This is a genomic window from Mesorhizobium sp. M5C.F.Cr.IN.023.01.1.1, from assembly GCF_003997585.1.
Classification (GTDB): Bacteria; Pseudomonadota; Alphaproteobacteria; order Rhizobiales; family Rhizobiaceae; genus Mesorhizobium; species Mesorhizobium wenxiniae.
Genome location: NZ_RZSU01000017.1, coordinates 40,305 through 58,968 on the forward strand (window position 1 = coordinate 40,305; position 18,664 = coordinate 58,968).

Sequence of the window (18,664 nt, forward strand, 5' to 3'; positions counted from 1 at the left end):
AATGCCCAAGAGAAGCGCCGAGACTGTCGCGACCTCGCCGGAGGCGGTGGCGTCGCACCTCGCCGCCTCGCACTATCTGGCCGATGAAAGCCTGGCGACTGCCGTGTTCCTGGCGATAAAGCTGGGCAAGCCGTTGCTGCTCGAAGGCGCGCCCGGCGTCGGCAAGACCGAAGCGGCGAAGGCGATAGCCGAACTGCTCGGGCGCGACCTCGTGCGGTTGCAATGCTATGAGGGCATCGACGCCGCGCATGCGCTCTACGAATGGAACTATCAGCGCCAGCTGCTCGCCATCCGCCACGCCGGCGAGCATGAGGTCGACATCTATGACGACCGTTTCCTGATCGCGCGGCCGCTGCTGCAGGTGCTGAAGGCCCCGGAAAAGCGCGTGCTGCTGGTCGACGAGATTGACCGTTCGGATCATGAGTTCGAAGCGCTGCTCTTGGAATTCCTTTCCGATTTCCAGATCAGCATTCCCGAGCGCGGCACCATCCGTGCCAAGGCGCAGCCGATCGTCATCCTGACTTCGAACCGCACGCGCGAGCTGGCCGAGGCGCTGCGTCGCCGCTGCGTCTACCACTGGATCACCTATCCCGACGCCGAGCGCGAGGCCGCCATCATCATGCTCCGTGCCGGTGACGTCGCAGAGGCCACGGCGCGTGCGGTGGCTTCTGCCGTGCACGATATCCGCGCCCGCCCGCTGGCCAAACCGCCGGGCATCGCCGAAGCGGTCGAATGGGCGAACGCCGCGACCATCCTCGAAAAGGGCGGCACTCCTTGGCCGGAAGCGTTCCGCCGCGCCATTGGCGTGCTGATCAAGGACGAGGAAGACCTGTCCTATATCGCCCCCGAGCTTGGCCGGATCGTCGAGGAGGCACTGGCGTGACGGGTGGCGTCAACGACCCCTTCGCCCCGTTCACGGGGAGAAGCTGCCCCGAAGGGGCGGATGAGGGGCAGCGCCAAACGCGAATGTCGACGCCGCCCCTCACCTGCCTGCCGGCATTCTCTCCCCGTGAACGGGGAGAGGAGACCTTGCCGCGGGCGGCTGCACCTCTCCTCGGCTTTGGCCGGCTGCTGCGCCGCTTCGGCTTTTTGATCGCTCCAGAGCAAATCTCCGGCTTCATGCAAGCCGTGACGCTGCTTGGCCCGCGCTCGATGGTCGATATCCACGAAGCCGCCCTTGCCACGCTGGCGCCGCCGCCCGACCGCCGCGACGAATTCGAGGCGCATTTCCAAAGCCATTTCTACGGCAACACCGCGGCCGTGGTCGAAGGCGAGGCCGACGAGCAAACCCGCATCAAGGACGACGGCGGCACCAGCGATGAAGAGATCGAGGTGGCGCACCAGGAGGAAGGCGGCGAGCTATCGTCCGGCGCCGAACAGTTGAGCGCCCGCGACTTCCAGCGCGACGGCGACAGGCTTGCCGCCTTCCGCCGCAAGCTCGCTACCGCTTTGCCCGCCCGCCGCTCCTTTCGCACCGTGCGCACGCGCGCGCGTGGCAAGCTCGATCTGCGCCGTTCGCTCCGCGAAATCGTCAGTGCCGATGGCGACATACCGTCGCCGCTGCTGCGCCGCCGGCAGACCGTGCCGCGCAAGCTGCTGATCCTGATCGACGTGTCCGGTTCGATGAAGCTGCACACGTCGGACTACCTCAAGCTGGCGCATGCGGCGGTGCAAGGTGCGGACCGGGCTGAAATTTTCACCTTCGGCACGCGGCTGACCCGCATCACAGCGGCACTGCGCATTCGCGACCGCGACCAGGCGCTAGCCCGCGTGGCAGCACTGGTCGACGACTGGGACGGCGGCACCCGCATGGGGCCGACGCTGCTCGCCTTCCTGTCGGTGCCGCACTTTTCCGCTTTCGCGCGCGGGGCGGCGGTCATCATCCTGTCGGATGCGCTGGAGCGCGGCGACCATGCCGAGCTGGAAACGGCGATGCGCCGGCTGAGTGCCCGCGCCTTCCGGCTTTCGCTGGCAACGCCACTGGCCGGCGACCCGCGCTTCCAGCCGGCAACGGCAGCGCTTCGCGCCATCCTGCCGGTGCTCGACGATCTCGTCGACGGCTCGTCGATCGCCGATCTCAGCGATTTCATCCTGTCGCTAGCCCGCCCTGCCCCGGCGGCCGCAGCAATCTGGAAAAGGGTTTCATGATGCAGAAGGCGATCGACGCGCATTTCCACATCTGGCGCCAAAAGGACCAGCCCTGGCTTCGCGGGCCGATGGTGCCGCGCATCTTTGGACCTTACGAGCCGATCCGCCGCGACTATCCGATCGAGGAATTCCTTGCCGATCAGCAAGGCTCAGGCGTCGAGAAGGCGGTCTATGTCCAGACCAACTGGGCCAAGGAGGATTTCGAGGCCGAGGTCGCCTTCCTGCAGAAGACAGCCGACGAGACCGGCTGGCCGCATGCCATCGTTGGCTATGCCGACATGACGGTGGACGATATCAGGCCCCAGATCGACCGGCTGATCAGGTATCCCCTGCTGCGTGGCGTGCGCATGCAGCTGCACTGGCACGAAACGCCGGCCTTCCGCTTCGCCGCAGCACCGGATCAGGTGATCGACCCGAAGGTGCGGGCCAATGTGGCGCGGCTGAAAGACTACGGACTGTCCTTCGATCTGCAGCTTTTCCCCGCCCAGATGAAGGACGGGCTGACGCTGGTCGGCGAGAACCCCGATACCAATTTCATCCTCACCCACGCTGGCATGCTGACCGGCATGGAGCCGAAGACCACGGAGGCCTGGAAGACCGGCCTGCGCACGCTGTCAGCGGCACCTAACCTCTACGCCAAGCTGTCCGGTCTCGGTACTTTCGTCCACCGCAACGACCCGGCGCTGATCGCCTATATCGTCGACAACGCGATCGATATTCTGGGCAGCGACCGCCTGATGTTCGGCTCGAACTTCCCGATCGAAAAGCTATGGACCAGCCACGCCGAACTGATCAACGCGCACCGCGACGCGGTGGGCAGACATGGCGCGGCGGCAGAGGCCGACATCTTCTGGAGTACGGCGGAGAAGGTATATCGGCCGGTGTAGCGCGGCGTTTCCCTTTGCTCCTTCACGTCAAACGTTTGATTCTTCGTGCGAACAGACGTCGCTAATGCTCGGCTGCGCAAATAGTTTTTCTTTTGTCACCGACACAGGACAGACGCCATAGGCGGGATGATCGTCGAATCCAGAAGCTGCATGAAGAAGGCGACGGCGACGATCAGCGCCCCCGCGCCTGCCGCGCCGCCGTAGCGGTTTCGGGCAAGGGTTTGTTTTCGGGAATAGCGGTCATCCGCAGAACTGTGCGAAAGTTTTTCCCGCGCCACCGGGAACCAGGCAATGTCCGGCAAATCGATGACGCATCGGTTTGAACAGCATTTGGGCGGCGCCGTCCAGATATGGACCAACAAACTTTCGTGTCGTATCGCGACCTGTTATGCGATGACTGGACCCATCGAACCAGCCTTTGACACTTCGCGATTTCGTTTCGCCTCTTCTGACCAGAACCCCTCTTCATCAGGACCAATCTGCGCATGAAGCCCATCTACATCGACTATCTGAACGCCCTCGACATTGAAGCGCTTGGTATGACCGACGCGGAAATCGTCGAAGCGGTCGAGGCCGGGCTGGTGGCGCAGGGCAACGGCCAGACCGTGATCGAGCCGCGCGTCCATCTCGAGCCGGACCCGTCCTTCAACGGCCATTTCAATGTCCTGCGCGGCTACGTCGCGCCGCTCGATGCGGCGGGAGTCAAGATCGTCGGAGATTATGTGGACAATTACCTGCACGGCCTGCCTTCGGAATTCGGCATTCTCAACCTGTTCGATCCGCGCACCGGCACGCCGCGCGCCATACTCGACGCCACCGTGATCACCGACATGCGCACCGGTGCGGTCACCGCCATTGGCGCGAAACATCTGGCGAAAAAAACGTCGAAGGTTCTCGGCCATGTCGGCGCGCGCGGCACGGCCTACTGGAACGTGCGCCTCCTCGACCATCTCTTCGACTTCGACGAGATCCGCGTGCATTCGCGCCGGCCGGAAAGTCGCGACAGCTTTGCCGCCAAGCTGTCCGCCGATCTCGGCAAGAAGGTCACGGCGGTCGCCGACTGGCGCGCTTGCGTCGAGGGCGCCGACATCGTCGTCGAGGCCTCGCGGCTGCCGGAACCGCAGCCGCTGCTGAAGACCGCATGGATCAAGCCCGGCGCCCTGGTGATGCCCTACGGCACGATGAGCGCGGTGGAGCTGTCGTTGACCGACATCATGGCAAAGATCGTCGTCGACGATTGGGGCCAGTGCAAGGGCGGCAAATTCGGCTCGCTGCGCGCCCATGTCGAGACCGGACGCCTGAGCGAGCAGACGCTGCACGCCGAACTTGGCCAGATCGCCGCCGGCCTCAAGCCGGGGCGCCAGAGCGACGACGAAACGATCCTGTTCTGGCATCGCGGCCTGTCGCTCTCCGATATCGCGCTGGGTAAGGCGATGCTGGCCAAGGCGCAGGCGCAAGGCATCGGCCAGCGGCTGCGTTTCGCATGAATGCGCTCATCCTCACCGGAGCCGGCGTTAGCGTCGAGGATGTCGCGGCGGTTGCCCGCGACGGACGCAAGGTGGAAGTGGCATCCATTGTCATCGACAGGCTGGACAGAGCGCGCAAGGTGCTCGACCGCGCCGCCGCTTCTGGTCAGCCGATCTATGGGCTCAACACCGGGCTCGGCGCCAATCTCGGCGTATCGGTCAGCGGCGACGCCAGCGCCTTCCAGCGCCAGTTGCTGGAAGGCCGCAGCGGCGCGGTGGGAGACGCGCTGCCGCAAGACATCGTGCGCGCGACGATGCTTGCCCGCGCGGCGATGTTTTCGGCCGGCGGTTCGGGCATTTCGTTGGAGGTCTTCGTCGCACTCATCGATGCGCTCAATGCTAGCGTGCATCCGGTGATGCCGTCGCTGGGCTCGATCGGCGACAGCGACCTGGTGCTGATGGCAACGCTCGGCCGCATGCTGACCGGCGACGGCGAAGCCGACTTTCAAGGCCGGCGCATGCCGGCGGCCAAGGCGCTGGCAATGGCGCGCCTCGCCTCCGTCAGCCTCGCTCCCAAGGACGGGCTGTCGCTGATAAGCGCCTCGGCGGTGTCCGCCGGCAGCGGGGCGCTGGCGGTGGCCGACGCACTGTCCGCCTTCGCACAACAGCAGCAGGCGGGTGCGCTGACCATCGAAGGTATCGGCGCCAACCAGACGATCCTCGATCCGCGCTTGCAGGCAGCGCGACCGGCCGCTGGCCAGCAGCAGGCTGCAAAGGGCTTGCGCGATCTGCTGGCACGCGACGAGACCCCGGCACCGGCCACCTTGCAGGACCCCCTATCGATCCGCTGCATGCCGTCGATCCATGGCGCGCTGCTACAGGCAATCGATCAGGCCAGGCAAGCCGTCGAGATCGAGCTCAACGCCGCCGCCGACAACCCGCTGGTGCTGGGCCACGACGCCATGGTGCTGTCGACCGGCAATTTCCACACCCCGTCGCTGTCGCTTGCCTTCGAGACGCTTGGCCTTGCCATCGCTCAATGTGCGGCTGCCTGTGCTGCCCGCTTCATCCAGCTCACCAGTTCAGGCCGCAACGGCCTACCCAAATACCTGTCGCCGGTCGGCGGCGCTTCGGCCGGCTTCGTGCCGCTGCAAAAGACAATGACCGCCATTCTCGCCGCCATCCGCCACAAGGCCAACCCGGTGATGCTCGACTTCCTGCCGGTCTCGGAGGGCGTCGAGGACCACGCGACGCAAGCTCCGCTGGCCGTTTCGAAATGCGGCGACATGATCGTGCTGTGGCAGCGACTGATCGCCTTCGAACTGATGGCGGCCGCACAGGCCGTAGACTTGCGCGACGGGCTGACGCTGGCGCCGGGCACAGCGGGAATTCACGCAGCCGTGCGTGCCCTCGTCGCGCCGCTAAAGGAAGACAGAGCGCTGGGTATTGACGCGGAGGCGCTTTACGCTGCGCTGGGCACCGGAACATGGCTACCATAGCGCCGTGCGTCGCATATGCCGGCTGACGATATTGTCGAGCAGGTCCTAGCTGACGCGTTTCATCCGGCGTCGATCTTCTCCATGAACAGACCGAGTTGGTCCGGGTCCATATGCACCACATGCTTGTCTTCGGGATAGGCCAGGCTGTTCACGTCGGCGACATATTCGGAGAAAGCAGCCACGCGTTCCGCCTGCAGGCGGTCATATTCGGCGGCGAAATTGCGGTACACCTTGGAATGGCGAGGCATGTGGCCACGGTTCTGGCCAAGGATATCGTCGGCGAACAAATATTGCGCGTCGCAGCCGGTGCCCGCCCCCATCGACTGCATGATCAGCGAGGTCCGCTCCGAAATTGCCTTGGCCACCTCGACCGGCACTACTTCGATCTCGGCGCCGACCGCGCCTGCGGACTCGTACTGCTTGACTGCCTCGAAAATCTGCATGGCGCTGTCGGCGGTCTTGCCGACGGCCTTGAAGCCGCCGGTCCAGGTGGCGCGCGACGGGATCAGGCCGACATGGCCGATCACCGGTATCGCGTCGTCGGCAAGGCGCTTAACGGTGGCAAAGCCGGCGCTGCAATAGACCGCGTCGGCACTCGCCTTGTAGAGCCGAAACGCCCAGCGGACAAAGTCGTCGGCTGTGCCGATCTCGTAGAAATTGTCGCCCGGCATGGTGAACAGGCTGGGCGCGGCATCGCGATATTGCGGGTTGAGCACCAATTCCGGCGGCACCGAGACGATGTCGATCCCCGCCCGTTCGGCGGCTTCGGCCTCGTCCATCGTCAAAACGCGCAGCATGGTCAGTTGCCGCTTGCCCTTCATGGCGCGCAGATCGGCGATCGTGGGTCTTTTACGGCTCATCGATTTTGGTCCCTTTGTTGCGTGTATTGAAGCGGGTCAGCTTTCGATTAGCATGATCTTTTCCGAACCGAGGGTCAGCGAAGCAAGAACCGGTTCCCGCTTTTCGCTGACGCGGACCTCCGGTTCGGGATCATGCTCTAGATCTGGATCATCACCTTGCCAGCTTCGATCTTGACCGGATAGGTCTGCAGATTGACGCAGACGGGAGCCCCTTTGGCTTGGCCGGTCTTGTAATTGAAGCGGCCATTGTGCTTCGGGCATTCGATGATGTCGTCCATGACAAGCCCGTCGGCCAGGTGGGCCTTCTCATGCGTGCAAAACCCGTCTGTGGCGAAGAATTCGTCATCAGGGGAACGGTAGATCGCGAAGGTGCGGCCGCTATGGTCGAAGCGGATGACATCCTCTTCTTCGACATCGTCCACAGCGCACGCTTCGACCCAATCGGCCATCTCTATTTCTCCTGAAACTTCCGCATTGCGGCGGTGCGCAGCGTCTATTCCGCCGCCGCCGACATGTTCACCCCGTGGAACTCGCCACGATAGGGCCGCGCCGTCGGCGGCAGTTCGCGCTTGAGGAAATAGTCCTCATATTTGAGCTGCCTGAGCAGGACCGGCCAGACCTCGCGATAGGCATGCCATATTGACGGGTTCGGCTCAGGCAGATCGTGCTTGATCAATTCATGCAGCCTGGGCAGCGCGTGATAGGGCACCATCGGGAACATGTGATGCTCCACGTGATAGTTCATGTTCCAGTAGATGAACCGACTGATCGGGTTCATGTACACGGTCCTGGTGTTGAGCCGGTGGTCGACCACGTTGTCGGCCAGCCCGATGTGCTGCAGCAGGCCGGTCAGGACCATGTGCCAGGTGCCGTACAGGCGCGGCACGCCGATCAGCACCAGCGGCACCCATGACCGCATGGTGAGGGCGAGCGCAATCGTGGCGATATAGATGGCGACATGCCAGCGCGCGGCGATGACGGCCTTGTGCTGTTCCATCTCGGGAACGTAGCTTTTCTCGTCGGGCGTCAGTTTGCCGAACGCTTGGCGTACCAGCGCCGGAAGCGAATAGCGAAAATCGAGGATACCGGTGAAAGCGAGCGCCGCACGCAAGAGGTCCGGCGGGCGCATCACGGCAATCTCGGCATCGCGTCCGACGATGATCGTATCGGTGTGGTGTCTGGCATGGCTCCAGCGCCAGGTCACCGGATTGCGCATCAGCATGAAGCTGGCGATCTGGTAGACCACATCATTCATCCAGCGCGTTCGGAAGGCAGTGCCATGACCACATTCGTGCCAGCGCGAGTCGCTGGAGGAGCCGTAGAGCACGCCATAGACGAAGAAGAACGGCACGCACCACCAGGTGCCCCAGAAATAAATGCCGCCGGCAGCTGAACCCAGGATGGCGACGCTCCAGATGATCGTGTCGCGGATCGCCGGTCCATCCGACCGTTGCATCAACTCCTTGATCGCCTTGCGGGAGACGTCGGTGTGATACCACTCGGCCGAAGCCAGCCCCGTCTCGATCGCCCTGCGTGTGCTCTCGCCGACCAGGCTGTAGTCGCGCTTCACTGTGCCAGCCATTGTGACCTCCAAATCCTGATGGCCCGAGAGCCCTCCCCGCTCCGACCGGACTCAGCCTCCCAACTGGTGTTTCGCATCCTCTTCGCCATCATCGCGACCTGCCTCCGAGCACCGGAAAATTGCCCGACGGCAGCGGGTAATCCTGTTGCGGCTGCCGGGCGATCGCCGCGATCCGGCTTTCAGCGGCAGCGATGTCGCCGGTGCCATCGAGAACCCGGAACACCGCATCGTAGGAGCGGCTCTCGCCATGCTCCAGCCAGATCATCTCGCCGCGTTCGCGCGCAGCCAGATTGCCGAGCACATGATGCGTCGACGGCTCGATGCCCAGCGCATAGTGCCCTGCCTGGAAACTCTGCCACTCATAAGCACAAGGCAACTGATCCTTGCGGGTCACGACTTCCAGCCCAAGGCCAAGACGGTCGTTGACCACCGCCACCGGCACTTCCCCGGCGCCGTTAGCGCCAAGCTCGTGCTGCCAGACCTGCTCTTTGAAACCCAATTGCGGCGCCGGCACTGTGCCGTAGCCGACCTTCTGCGCCTCGTAGCGCTCGCCGGCATGCCCGGCCCACACAACGTCACGGATCGGCGCCAGATAGCGAGACCCCTCGTCGAGCAACGGATGGCCGACATTGATGTGGTAGAAATACATATGCGGCGTCCGGCTGAACCCGTGATTGACGACGCGGTCCCAAAGCCGGATCTCGTTGCCGCCGACATCGGCTTCGATCCGCCGCAGCAGATGCAGATCCTCGCCGAACACAGTCGATTGCTGCACGATGCCTTCGGCCCACAGCACGCAGCGGTCGCCGTCCCAGGTCTCGCCGTAACCGGTCAGGCGCGCCGGAATGGTGCTGATGCGGCCATGCAGCGAATGGCGCACCGTCTTTTTCGGCGGATAATTGTAGGTGTCGGCCGGCACTTCATCCATGAACAGGATATGGTCGAGGCCACAGGTCAGCAGCAGGCCGGAAAACGACCGGGCCCAGGCCAGCCCCTCCTCACCTTCGTACTCGTGCAGACCGGGATGGCGGAAGCCGCTCGGCGAATGCCAGCCGATCGCCTGGCCCTTGAAGTCGCAATCGGCGATATCGAGCGCCCGATCGACCAGCGCGGTGAAACGCAGGCCGGAGCCGGTGCGGAATTCGAGCATGCGGATCCCGCGCTCCACGCCGTCGCCAAGCGTCATCAGCCGCACGCCGGCGAATTGCGACAGCATGCCGGACCGTTCCGAAACCTGCCGGCGCGACAGCGTCTTGCCGTAAAGCTCTACCATGTGACGGCCAGTTCCTTCACTTCGCTCTCGTCTCCTTGAGCAGGGCCGACATATCGGCGCCGGTAATGATGCTTTCCACCGTCAACAGATCGGTATCGGCGATCGTCTGCTCGGCGACGATCTCGCCGCGGCGCATGACGATAATGCGGTCGGCGACCTGAAAGACGTGATGGATGTTGTGGGTGATCAAAAGCACCGAATGGCCGGCCGCGCGCACCTCCTTGACGAAGCGCAGCACGCCGTGTGTTTCCTCGACGCCGAGATTATTGGTCGGCTCGTCGAGGATGATGACCTTGGCGGCGAACTGCATCGCCCGTGAAATGGCGATCGACTGGCGCTCGCCGCCCGAAAGCGTGCTGACCAGCGCATCGGCGTCGAGCTTTTTCGAAATGCCGACGCGCTTCAGCAGAGCCGCGGCGGCGTCGCGCAGCTTGGCGAGATCGAGCGGCGCGAACACGCCCAGCCATTTCAGATTGACCGGCTCGCGACCGAGAAAGAGATTGCGCGCGATGCTCAGGTCCGGCGCCAGCGACGTGTCCTGGTGGATGGTCTCGATGCCTAGATCCATCGGGTCGCGCGTCGAGCGGATCGAGACTTTCTGGCCGCGCACATAGATGTCGCCGCGGTCGACGGGAAACACGCCGGAGATCGCCTTGATGAGGGTGGATTTGCCGGCGCCGTTGTCGCCGAGCAAGGCCACCACTTCACCTTCATTGAGTGCAAACGATGCGCTCTTCAGGGCGCGGACGCTGCCGAAGGACTTTTGCAGATTCTGCAACCGAAGCACTTCCATTGTCAGCTCCTGGCGGCGTTCTTCTGCAGCAAAGCGTGCAGGATGAGCATGGCAAGGATGATGACGCCGACGAAGATGTTGTAGGCGAGCCCCGGCACGCCGATCAGCACGATGCCGTTGCGGATGCTGCGCAGCATCAGCGCGCCGACGATCGTGCCCAGGATCGTGCCGCGCCCGCCGGTCAGCGCCGTGCCGCCGACCACCACCATGGCGATCACTTCGAGTTCATAGCCGGTGCCGGCCACCGGTGACGCGGCAGAGATGCGGAACGCGCTGATCATGCCGGCGAGACCGGCCAGCGCGGACGTCAGGATGAACAGCCAGACCTTGACCGCATCGGCCGGCACGCCGCGCGCCACGGCAGCGTTACGGTTCGAGCCGATGGCGCTTATCCAGTTGCCGAGCTTGGCGTAGTGCAGGACGTAGATCGCCAGCAGCGACAGGCCGATGAACCACCACAAGGATGTATAGAAACGGAACGTTCCGATATTGAAGCTGCCGGCCAGCAGCGTCACGAAAAAGCCTGGCTGGTCCCAGGACTTCAGCGGAAAGCCTTGCGTGATGTAGAGCGCAGCCCCGCGCACCACGAGCAGCATCGACAGCGTGACCAGGAAGGAGGAGATGCCGATCTTGGTGACGATCAGCCCGTTGACCGCACCGATCGCTATGCAGAGCAGCAGGCCGACAAGCAGCGCGATGCCGATGTCAAACCCGCCGTTCTGCACCAGAAGCATGACCACGACCGGCGCCAACCCGAACACGGCTCCGACCGAAAGGTCGAACTCGCCCGCCGTAAGAAGCAGCGTCATGCCGAGCGCGATGATGCCGAGTTCGGGCAGGAACGCCATCATATTGGAGATGTTGAGCGGCGACAGGAAGTTGGCATCGGCAACGGCGAACACCGCCAGCAGGACAATCAGGATGACGAGCGAAGAGAATTGCGGCGAGCGGATCAGGCTCGACCTGCGTTTGGAGCGCGGCATTTCCTCTTCTGCGGCGATTGTCATGACTGCTTGGACCATATCTCAGGGTGACGCCCGCCGCCTGCGCGGCGGGCGTCAGTTTCCATCACTTGTTGTAGAGTTTCAGGATCGGTCCGACGCTTGAGGCGTCGTAGAGGCTGAACGTGTGGATGTCGTAGCCGATCGGCTCACCCGAGGCGGCGAGCCCGAGCAATGCAACCGGCATGAAGCCCTGTGCCGAAGGGAACTGCCAGGCCGCTGCGTTGACGAACCCGGCCTTGACGGATTCGGCTGTTTCCTTCGAATTGCCCCAGCCGACGACCGGGATTTTGCCAGCCGGCACGCCAGCGCCGTCGAACACCCGCTTGATGCTGGCCGCCACGGAATCGCCGAGCGCGATGATCGCCGGCGGATTGTTGGCGACCATATAGTCGGTCATCTTGGCGATGATACCGGCCGGATCGGTGCCGCAATCGACGACGTCGTATTTGATGCCGAGCGGATCGAACACGCTGGCGATGCCTTCGGTCTCGAGCTGCTGGTAGCTGGCTCCCGGCACTTCGACCGGCAGGAACACCTTGTCGCCCTGCTTCACCATCTTGTGGTCGACCAGGTATTTTGCCCAGATGGCGCCGGCCTCCTTGAGGTCAGCGCCGACATAGGCCTGCCGTCCGGTCGCCGGATCGTCGGTGTTGAAGAACACGATCGGGATGCCGGCGGCCTTGGCCGCCTTGACCTCCTCGGTCCACAGGCCTGGCTGCGCCGAGGTGGTGGCGATGCCGTCGGGCTTGGCGGCGAGCGCCGAGTTGAACGCTTCCTTCTGCGCCGCCATGTCGCCGCCGCTGAAGGAGATATTGCAGGTCACCTTGAGCTGGTCGCAGGCCTTGGTGGCGCCGGCATTCCAGTCGAGCCAGAAGGCATCCGATGGGCCGCCATGCGACAGCAGGTAGAACGTCTTTTGAGCATCCTGCGCCAGCGCCGAGCCCATGGTCACGCCGGCGAGCACGGTCGCGGCAACAGCGATTTTCGACACGAATTTCAACATTTCTCTTCCTCCCTCTTTGGTAGCCGAACCGTGCCGTCACAGCCCGTTGGCGCGGAATTTGCCGTCGAGGAATTTCTTGGCGCGCGGCACGTCATCCTCAGAAAGATGCTCGATGATAACCGGGATGTTCGGGTGCTTTTCGGCCAGCCGCCTGAGATAGAGGTCGTAGTTCAGCGAACCGAGGCCTGGCGCCGGCAGCTCGATCTCGCCGACACCGCGGAAAGTGTGGCTCTCCAGCGCGTCCTCGTCGCCGATGTCGGCGTGCTTCTCCGACTTGTCACCGCCCGAGCGCTTGACGTCCTTGGCATGGGCTATTCTGATCTTGTCGGTCAGCGTGTCGAATACCTGGTTCAGGATCTGGTCCATCCTGTCGATGTTGTGCGTCTCGAAATAGTTGGTCGGGTCCATCAAAAGGCCGAGGCCGGGATGGTCGACCTGCGCGAACATCTTCACCGTCTCCTCGACCGAGCCGACGACATTGTTGACATAGGTTTCGAGCAGGAAGACCGCGCCGTGGTCGTATGCGGTCTGGGCAAGGTCGGCGATGACCTTGCGGCATTCCTCGAACCCTTCCTCGGTCTTGTTCTTGGGATGATGCACCCAATCGGACTCGGTGTTGTAGGTGCCGGTTTCCGAGATCACGTAAGGCGAGCCGAAATCGCGCGCATTGCGGATGATCTCCTTGAGATAGCCGACACGCCTATCGCGCTCGCCTATGTCCGGATGGATGATGTTGGTGTAGCCCGACACGCAGCACACCGGCAGATTGTGGTCGCGGAAGGTGTCGCGAACAGTCCGGGCCTTTTCCTTGGTGATCTGCCCGGCCGACAGGTCGACATCCTTAAAATGGAGGTCGAGTTGCACCGTGTTGAAATCGAGCGCGCGGATCTTCTGCGCGGTTTCCTTGAGGCTGTACGGGAAATAGCCCGTGAAAATACCTGCCTGCATCATGGTGTGAAGTCCTCCCTGTAAGCGATTCAGTTGATTGAGTTTGTCGAGATTTCGGAAAGCTTGACCGTGCGGCCCTCGTCGATCGAGCGATAGCCGGCTTCGATCAGCGCCATGGTCTTGACGTTGTCGGCGACGGACAGCGCCGGCGGCGTGCCGGTCTTCACCGCGTGCTGGAGCTGCTCCATCACGCCGATGAAGGCATGCGGGAACCACATCGTGTCCCAGTTGGGCGTCATCCATTCGCCCCCGGTGGTCTCGGTCGAAGCATAGGTCAGCGTCGAGGCAGCGCCCGTCGGCCAGCCGATCGTGCCCTTGGCGACGCCCTTTGTGCCGTCGACGCGCCAGTTGATGTGCTGGTCGTCCTTGTAGCCCTCCTGGCGCGGACCGGACCAGACATCCTCCAGCGAAACGGCGAGCACGCCGGACGGGAACCGCAGCGTCGAAACGGTGATGCCGTCGGAATGGTCGAAGCGCGTGCGCGGATCTTTGCGGGTCAGCGTCGTGATCTCGTCGGGATCGCCGAACAGAAAACGCAGCACGTCGAGATGGTGGACGCTCATATTGGCAAGCGTCAGCCGGTCGTAGTTCTCGAGGAAGGTCTGCCAGTGGGGGATCGCATGCATGTCGATCTGCGCGAAGACGATGTCGCCGAGCGCGCCGCTGTCCATGATCTGCTTCAGCACGCGCATCGACTGATCGTAGCGCATGTTCTGGTTGACCGAGAGGATCTTGCCCGCCTTGGCCGCCTCGTCGCGCAACTCGATCGCATCCTTGAGCGACAGCGCCAGCGGCTTCTGCGCCAGGACCGCCTTGATGTGCTTCTGCTTCAGCGCATGGCGGATCAGCGCCGGCTGCTGGTCCGGCGGAAAGGCAAGGTCGATGATCTCGACGTTTTCGTCCTCGATCAATTGTTCCGGCGTGTCGTGGACGGTCGGGATCTCCCAGCGCCTGGCGACCTTCTCGGCACTGGCTTTGGTCCGCGAGGCGATCGCCACCACTGGAAAGCCGGCGTCCTTGTAAGCGGCAAGATGGCATTCGGCCATGATCATGCCGGCGCCGACACAGCCGATTTTGTACTCCCTGGTGCGGACATTAACGTCCGGCTCGAAGTCTTTGCTTGTCATGTGTTTCTCCCGAAGCTCGTTTCTTGCGGCCGCTGTCATCGTCCCAGTGCTGCCCCGCTTTGCCCGAAATAATGCACGCGGCCGGCCTCGCAGGATATCGCCACCATCGCGTCCGGCCTGATATCCGGCTGGCCGCGCAGCAGTGCCCTGAGGCGCGCCTGCCCGGCAGCGAGTGTCACCACGGTATAGCCGCCGAGCGGCTCGACCTCGAACACTCGCGCCGGGCGGCCCGCGCGCCCATCTGAGACTCCACCCTCCGATATTTCCCCCTCCGACCAGGCCCGCACCTTGATGTCTTCCGGCCTGAGCCCGATCTCGACGGCATCGGCCGGAGCAGCCTTGTCCGCGATACGGATCGCGCCTTCAGCCGCCTCGACGCCGCCCTCGCCGCGCACCGCCTTCAGTATGTTCATCATGGGCGAGCCGAGCAGCCGCGCCACATAAGTGCTCGCCGGCCGGTCATAGATCTCGGCCGGCGCGCCGACCTGTCTGATCCTGCCGTTCTCCAGGATAGCGATGCGGTCGGCAACCGACATCGCCTCTTCCTGGTCGTGGGTGACATAGATCAGCGTCTTGCCGAGCTCGCGCTGGATGCGCTTCAGCTCGACGCGCGTCTCCTCGCGCAGCCTGGCGTCGAGCGCCGAGATCGGATCGTCCATCAGATAGGCATTGGGATCGCGCACCAGCGCGCGGGCGATCGCGACGCGCTGCCGCTCGCCACCGGAAAGCTGCGCCGGCGGCTTGTGCAGGATGTGGCCGATATGCAGCTTGGCCGCGACGTCGGCGACACGCTTTGTGATCTCGCCCTCGGCGACCCGGCGTTCGATCAGGGGAAAACGGACATTGTCGCGCGCGCTCATATGCGGAAACAGCGCCAGGTTCTGGAACACCATGGCGACATTGCGCTCGGCCGGCGACATTGTATTGACCGGCCTGCCGCCGATCAGGATCTCGCCCGAGTCAGGCGTTTCCAGCCCGAGCACCAGACGCAGCACCGTCGACTTGCCCGACAGCGGCGGGCCGAAGAAGCAGAAGAACTCATTGTCGTTGACCGTGAACGAGGCGTCGTCGACGGCGAGTGTGCCACCATAGTGTTTCGTCACATTGCGAAAGACGATATCGGCCATGGTCTCAGCCCGCTTTCATGGCAAGGCCGGTGGTGGCGTCGAAGACGCGCACCGACTGCGCGGCCGGTGCGATCACAGCTGTTTGCCCGACCGACAGTCCCACATCATTGTCGAACACCGCCTTCACCGCGGCCTCGCCGTCGCCGAGGTGGATAATGGTGCGCGCGCCGATGCGCTCGACGAAGGTCACCGGCAAGGAGAGACCGCGGCCGCCTTCGACCAGCGTCGCCTGTTCCGGGCGGAAACCGTAAAGCACGTCGCCGTGCGAGCCCCGCACCGCGGCGGTGACTTCGGCTGGCAACGGCGGTGTGACACCGAGCGGCCCGAGATCGACGACCAGCCCACGGTCGCTTTCCGCCGGCCTGCCTCTGAGCAGGTTCATCCCCGGCGCACCGATGAAGCGGGCGACGAAGACATTGGCCGGATCGTTGTAGACCTCGAGCGGCGTGCCGACTTGCTGCAGCAAGCCGTGGTCCATCACCGCGATGCGGTCGGCCATGGTCATCGCTTCGAGCTGGTCGTGGGTGACATAGACCATGGTCTGCCGGAACTGCCGCTGCAACTGCTTCAGTTCGGTCCGCATCACCGCCCGGAAGGCCGCATCGACATTGGACAGCGGCTCGTCGAGCAGGAAGATCGCCGGCTCCATGATCGCCGAACGGCCGATCGCCACGCGCTGCAATATGTTGACCGACAGCCTGTCGGCCTTGCGGTCGAGCAGCGGCGTCAATTGCAGCATCTCGGCAATGGCTCCGACGCGACGGTCGATCTCGGCCTTTGGCGCGCCGCGCATTTTCGGGCCGTAGGCGAGGTTCTGCCGCACGCTCATATGGGTGAAGATCGCGTAGTTCTGGAAGACGAAGCCCACGCCGCGCCGTCCCATCGGCACGCCGGTCATGTCGCGCTCGCCGAACAGGATCTTGCCGCTGGTCGGCTCCTCCATGCCGGCGATCATGTTCATGGTCGTCGACTTGCCGCAGCCTGACGGCCCGAGCAGCGCCATGAACTCGCCGTCGGCGATGGCCAGATCCATCGTCTTCAGCGCGGTGAAGTCGCCGAACTTCTTGACCAGGTTCTGCAGATGGATGGCGCTCATGCCAGCACCTCCCGCGCCCGCGCCATGCGCTTCATGGCAAATACCGCTGCGATGGACAGCACGATGAGGATGGCCAGCGCGATCGCCGCGACATAACCCCAGATCAGGTCCTGGGTGGTGAGCTTGTAGATGTAGACGGAGATCGTCTCGGTTGCGACACCGGGACCGCCGCCGGTCATGATGTAGAGCGTGTCGAATATCTTGAAGTTCTCGATCACTCGGATCGCCAGCGCGATGATGATGATCGTCTTCATCTTCGGCAACACGATGGTGACGAAGCGCTGCCAGGGATTGGCGCCGAGCAGCGTCGCCGCCTTGATCTGGTCCTCGGGCACGCCGACCAGGCCGGCAAGCAGGATGAGGAACATCAGTGGTGTCCACTGCCAGATGTCGGCGACCATGACGGCGATGAGCGCCAGCGTCGGGTCCGAAAGCCAGGCGATGGTAACGGGAAAGCCTGATAGCGCCGACAGGATGTCGTTGACCGGGCCGCCCGACTGGAACAGCATGAAGAACATGTAGCCGGCCACCGCCGGCACCACCATCATCGGCATCAGCAGGATCGAATAGAATACCCGCTTGCCCGGAAACTCGTCGGCAAACAGCGTGGCGAGCGCGAGGCCGAGCAGGAATTCCGCAGGCACGCAGATGATCATGACGATGGCCGTGCGCTTCAGCGCGCTCCAGAAGCGCGCGTCGGCGGCAAGGTCGGTGTAGTTGGCGAAATTGTTCCACAGCGACCAGGCGTTCCACCAGCCGAGGCCGGACAGCGGCGACCAGTCGGTCAGGCTGATATAGAGCTGCATGAGCAGCGGGAAGACGGCGATGAACAGCACCAGGATCTGCGCCGGCAGCGTCAGCCGGAAGCCGAGCTTTGCCCCTTCGTCCCGCAAGGCCGGCTTTGCCTGGACGGTCTTCATCACGTCCTCCGAAATCGTCGCAGTCACCGCGCTCATTGCTTGAGCGCCCCAAAGGTCAGCCCGCGCACCAGATGGCGCTGGATGGCGATGCCCATGATCACAGGCGGCACTGCGGCGATGAGACCGAGCGCCGCCTTGGCGCCGTAGAGCTGTCCCGTCATCGAGGACGACAGCGACGCCATGTAGACGGGGACCGTCACCCATTCGCGTGTCGTCAGAAGCAGCGCGATCAGATAGTCCGACCAGTTGAGAATGAAGACGAACAGCGCGGCACTGGCCAGCGGTGCGCGCATCATCGGCAGTGTGATGCGGGTGAAGACGCGCCACCGCGAACAGCCCTCAACCAGCGCCGCTTCCTCGATCTCGCGCGGCATGTCGTCGAAGAAGGTCTTCATCAGCCAGAAGGCGAAAGGCAGCGTGACGATGCCGTAGATCAGCGACAGTCCCCACCAGCTGTCGGTGAAGTTGAGGAAAGCCCACATGATCATGACCGGGGTCATCACCGCCATCGGCGGAAACAGGCGAAGCTGGATCAGCGCCAGCGGCAGGTTCTGGCCGGAGCCGAAGCGCGACAGTCCGTAGGCGGCTGCCGTGCCGGCCGACATGGCGATTGCCGTGCCGAACGTGGCCGACAGCAGCGACGACAGGATCGGTTTCAGCGCGGTGCGGTCGAGCGCGACGATCAGATTGTTGGTCGATTCCCCGAAGACGAACCGGAAATTGCTGAGCGTCGGGTTCTTCGGCCACCAGGTCAGGTGGGCGCCGGTCGCCGACCATTCGGCGATCGGCTTGAAAGCCATCGACACCATCCACAGGATCGGCACCAGCGTCACCGCCAAGGCCGCGAGGATCGCGGCATAGCGGAATATCTCGAAGGGAACTGAACGCTTCATCTTGCAGCTTTGCTGGGGTCATCTTTTGCGGAAGGGAA

19 protein-coding genes are annotated in these 18,664 nt (G+C 63.7%); 5 read left to right on the plus strand and 14 right to left on the minus strand.

All coding sequences use genetic code 11. The annotated features are described in order from the left end of the window. Position 1: 1 nt before the first annotated feature. From EOA78_RS09705 to EOA78_RS09715, 3 genes are all read left to right on the plus strand, one after another. Positions 2-883 carry a MoxR family ATPase gene (locus EOA78_RS09705; RefSeq protein WP_127314969.1) on the plus strand — a complete coding sequence of 294 codons (882 nt, stop codon included), beginning with the start codon at positions 2-4 and terminating at the stop codon, positions 881-883. A gap of 146 nt (positions 884-1,029) precedes the next feature. After that, complete coding sequence (locus tag EOA78_RS09710; RefSeq protein ID WP_245477441.1) at positions 1,030-2,148, plus strand: VWA domain-containing protein; 1,119 nt, start codon at positions 1,030-1,032, stop codon at positions 2,146-2,148. Further along, complete coding sequence (locus tag EOA78_RS09715) at positions 2,148-3,035, plus strand: amidohydrolase (RefSeq protein WP_164783691.1); 888 nt, start codon at positions 2,148-2,150, stop codon at positions 3,033-3,035. The genes EOA78_RS09710 and EOA78_RS09715 overlap by 1 nt, the downstream gene beginning before the upstream one ends. Positions 3,036-3,130: 95 nt before the next feature. Here the strand turns inward: EOA78_RS09715 and EOA78_RS09720 are convergent, their stop codons facing one another. Further along, positions 3,131-3,337 (minus strand): hypothetical protein, encoded by a 207-nt coding sequence (locus EOA78_RS09720; protein ID WP_127314972.1) that lies wholly within the window; start codon positions 3,335-3,337, stop codon positions 3,131-3,133. 183 nt (positions 3,338-3,520) lie between these two features. Here EOA78_RS09720 and EOA78_RS09725 point away from each other — a divergent pair, with 183 nt between their 5' ends. Together EOA78_RS09725 and hutH are read left to right on the plus strand one after the other, a co-directional pair. Beyond that, positions 3,521-4,522, plus strand: a complete 1,002-nt coding sequence (locus tag EOA78_RS09725) for an ornithine cyclodeaminase family protein (RefSeq protein ID WP_127314973.1) — start codon at positions 3,521-3,523, stop codon at positions 4,520-4,522. Then, positions 4,519-6,000, plus strand: coding sequence for a histidine ammonia-lyase (gene hutH / locus EOA78_RS09730; protein ID WP_127314974.1), 1,482 nt, complete (start codon positions 4,519-4,521; stop codon positions 5,998-6,000). The genes EOA78_RS09725 and hutH overlap by 4 nt, the downstream gene beginning before the upstream one ends. Before the next feature lie 59 nt (positions 6,001-6,059). On the opposite strand, the gene EOA78_RS09735 is transcribed toward hutH, so the two are convergent. The 13 genes from EOA78_RS09735 to EOA78_RS09795 form a co-directional block, all read right to left on the minus strand. Then, on the minus strand, positions 6,060-6,860 hold the full coding sequence (locus EOA78_RS09735) for a 3-methyl-2-oxobutanoate hydroxymethyltransferase (RefSeq protein ID WP_127314975.1): 801 nt from the start codon (positions 6,858-6,860) through the stop codon (positions 6,060-6,062). 137 nt (positions 6,861-6,997) lie between these two features. Further along, the gene (locus tag EOA78_RS09740; RefSeq protein WP_127314976.1) at positions 6,998-7,309 is read right to left on the minus strand and encodes a MocE family 2Fe-2S type ferredoxin; all 312 of its coding nucleotides are present in this window, start codon (positions 7,307-7,309) and stop codon (positions 6,998-7,000) included. 44 nt (positions 7,310-7,353) lie between these two features. Next, positions 7,354-8,442 (minus strand): fatty acid desaturase family protein, encoded by a 1,089-nt coding sequence (locus EOA78_RS09745; protein ID WP_127314977.1) that lies wholly within the window; start codon positions 8,440-8,442, stop codon positions 7,354-7,356. A gap of 88 nt (positions 8,443-8,530) precedes the next feature. Then, on the minus strand, positions 8,531-9,715 hold the full coding sequence (locus tag EOA78_RS09750; RefSeq protein ID WP_127314978.1) for an aldose 1-epimerase family protein: 1,185 nt from the start codon (positions 9,713-9,715) through the stop codon (positions 8,531-8,533). 16 nt (positions 9,716-9,731) lie between these two features. Beyond that, on the minus strand, positions 9,732-10,514 hold the full coding sequence (locus EOA78_RS09755) for an ATP-binding cassette domain-containing protein (protein WP_164783698.1): 783 nt from the start codon (positions 10,512-10,514) through the stop codon (positions 9,732-9,734). After that, on the minus strand, positions 10,511-11,515 hold the full coding sequence (locus EOA78_RS09760; RefSeq protein ID WP_240992770.1) for an ABC transporter permease: 1,005 nt from the start codon (positions 11,513-11,515) through the stop codon (positions 10,511-10,513). Before EOA78_RS09760 ends, EOA78_RS09755 begins: the two co-directional genes overlap by 4 nt. Positions 11,516-11,576: 61 nt before the next feature. Then, positions 11,577-12,515 carry a substrate-binding domain-containing protein gene (locus tag EOA78_RS09765; RefSeq protein ID WP_127314980.1) on the minus strand — a complete coding sequence of 313 codons (939 nt, stop codon included), beginning with the start codon at positions 12,513-12,515 and terminating at the stop codon, positions 11,577-11,579. Between the two features lie 36 nt (positions 12,516-12,551). Then, positions 12,552-13,466, minus strand: a complete 915-nt coding sequence (locus tag EOA78_RS09770) for a sugar phosphate isomerase/epimerase (RefSeq protein WP_127314981.1) — start codon at positions 13,464-13,466, stop codon at positions 12,552-12,554. Positions 13,467-13,492: 26 nt separating this feature from the next. After that, a complete protein-coding gene (locus tag EOA78_RS09775) occupies positions 13,493-14,590 on the minus strand; it encodes a Gfo/Idh/MocA family oxidoreductase (protein WP_127314982.1) in 1,098 nt (365 codons plus the stop codon). Positions 14,591-14,625: 35 nt separating this feature from the next. Further along, positions 14,626-15,717, minus strand: coding sequence for an ABC transporter ATP-binding protein (locus tag EOA78_RS09780; protein ID WP_127314983.1), 1,092 nt, complete (start codon positions 15,715-15,717; stop codon positions 14,626-14,628). A 4-nt stretch (positions 15,718-15,721) separates the two neighbouring features. Then, positions 15,722-16,813: an ABC transporter ATP-binding protein gene (locus tag EOA78_RS09785; RefSeq protein WP_127314984.1), complete on the minus strand. Its 1,092-nt coding sequence runs from the start codon at positions 16,811-16,813 to the stop codon at positions 15,722-15,724. After that, positions 16,810-17,769, minus strand: a complete 960-nt coding sequence (locus EOA78_RS09790; RefSeq protein ID WP_127314985.1) for a sugar ABC transporter permease — start codon at positions 17,767-17,769, stop codon at positions 16,810-16,812. Before EOA78_RS09790 ends, EOA78_RS09785 begins: the two co-directional genes overlap by 4 nt. Beyond that, positions 17,766-18,626 (minus strand): carbohydrate ABC transporter permease, encoded by an 861-nt coding sequence (locus tag EOA78_RS09795; protein ID WP_127314986.1) that lies wholly within the window; start codon positions 18,624-18,626, stop codon positions 17,766-17,768. Before EOA78_RS09795 ends, EOA78_RS09790 begins: the two co-directional genes overlap by 4 nt. Positions 18,627-18,664 lie beyond the last annotated feature (38 nt).

Bases quoted from the DNA above. Each gene is read 5' to 3' on its own strand.
- EOA78_RS09705 (WP_127314969.1), top strand. From the start codon at position 2: ATGCCCAAGAGAAGCGCCGAGACTGTCGCGACCTCGCCGGAGGCGGTG.
- EOA78_RS09715 (WP_164783691.1), top strand. From the start codon at position 2,148: ATGCAGAAGGCGATCGACGCGCATTTCCACATCTGGCGCCAAAAGGAC.
- EOA78_RS09725 (WP_127314973.1), top strand. From the start codon at position 3,521: ATGAAGCCCATCTACATCGACTATCTGAACGCCCTCGACATTGAAGCG.
- hutH (WP_127314974.1), top strand. From the start codon at position 4,519: ATGAATGCGCTCATCCTCACCGGAGCCGGCGTTAGCGTCGAGGATGTC.
- EOA78_RS09735 (WP_127314975.1), bottom strand. From the start codon at position 6,860: ATGAGCCGTAAAAGACCCACGATCGCCGATCTGCGCGCCATGAAGGGC.
- EOA78_RS09740 (WP_127314976.1), bottom strand. From the start codon at position 7,309: ATGGCCGATTGGGTCGAAGCGTGCGCTGTGGACGATGTCGAAGAAGAG.
- EOA78_RS09745 (WP_127314977.1), bottom strand. From the start codon at position 8,442: ATGGCTGGCACAGTGAAGCGCGACTACAGCCTGGTCGGCGAGAGCACA.
- EOA78_RS09750 (WP_127314978.1), bottom strand. From the start codon at position 9,715: ATGGTAGAGCTTTACGGCAAGACGCTGTCGCGCCGGCAGGTTTCGGAA.
- EOA78_RS09760 (WP_240992770.1), bottom strand. From the start codon at position 11,515: ATGACAATCGCCGCAGAAGAGGAAATGCCGCGCTCCAAACGCAGGTCG.
- EOA78_RS09765 (WP_127314980.1), bottom strand. From the start codon at position 12,515: ATGTTGAAATTCGTGTCGAAAATCGCTGTTGCCGCGACCGTGCTCGCC.
- EOA78_RS09770 (WP_127314981.1), bottom strand. From the start codon at position 13,466: ATGATGCAGGCAGGTATTTTCACGGGCTATTTCCCGTACAGCCTCAAG.
- EOA78_RS09775 (WP_127314982.1), bottom strand. From the start codon at position 14,590: ATGACAAGCAAAGACTTCGAGCCGGACGTTAATGTCCGCACCAGGGAG.
- EOA78_RS09780 (WP_127314983.1), bottom strand. From the start codon at position 15,717: ATGGCCGATATCGTCTTTCGCAATGTGACGAAACACTATGGTGGCACA.
- EOA78_RS09785 (WP_127314984.1), bottom strand. From the start codon at position 16,813: ATGAGCGCCATCCATCTGCAGAACCTGGTCAAGAAGTTCGGCGACTTC.
- EOA78_RS09790 (WP_127314985.1), bottom strand. From the start codon at position 17,769: ATGAGCGCGGTGACTGCGACGATTTCGGAGGACGTGATGAAGACCGTC.
- EOA78_RS09795 (WP_127314986.1), bottom strand. From the start codon at position 18,626: ATGAAGCGTTCAGTTCCCTTCGAGATATTCCGCTATGCCGCGATCCTC.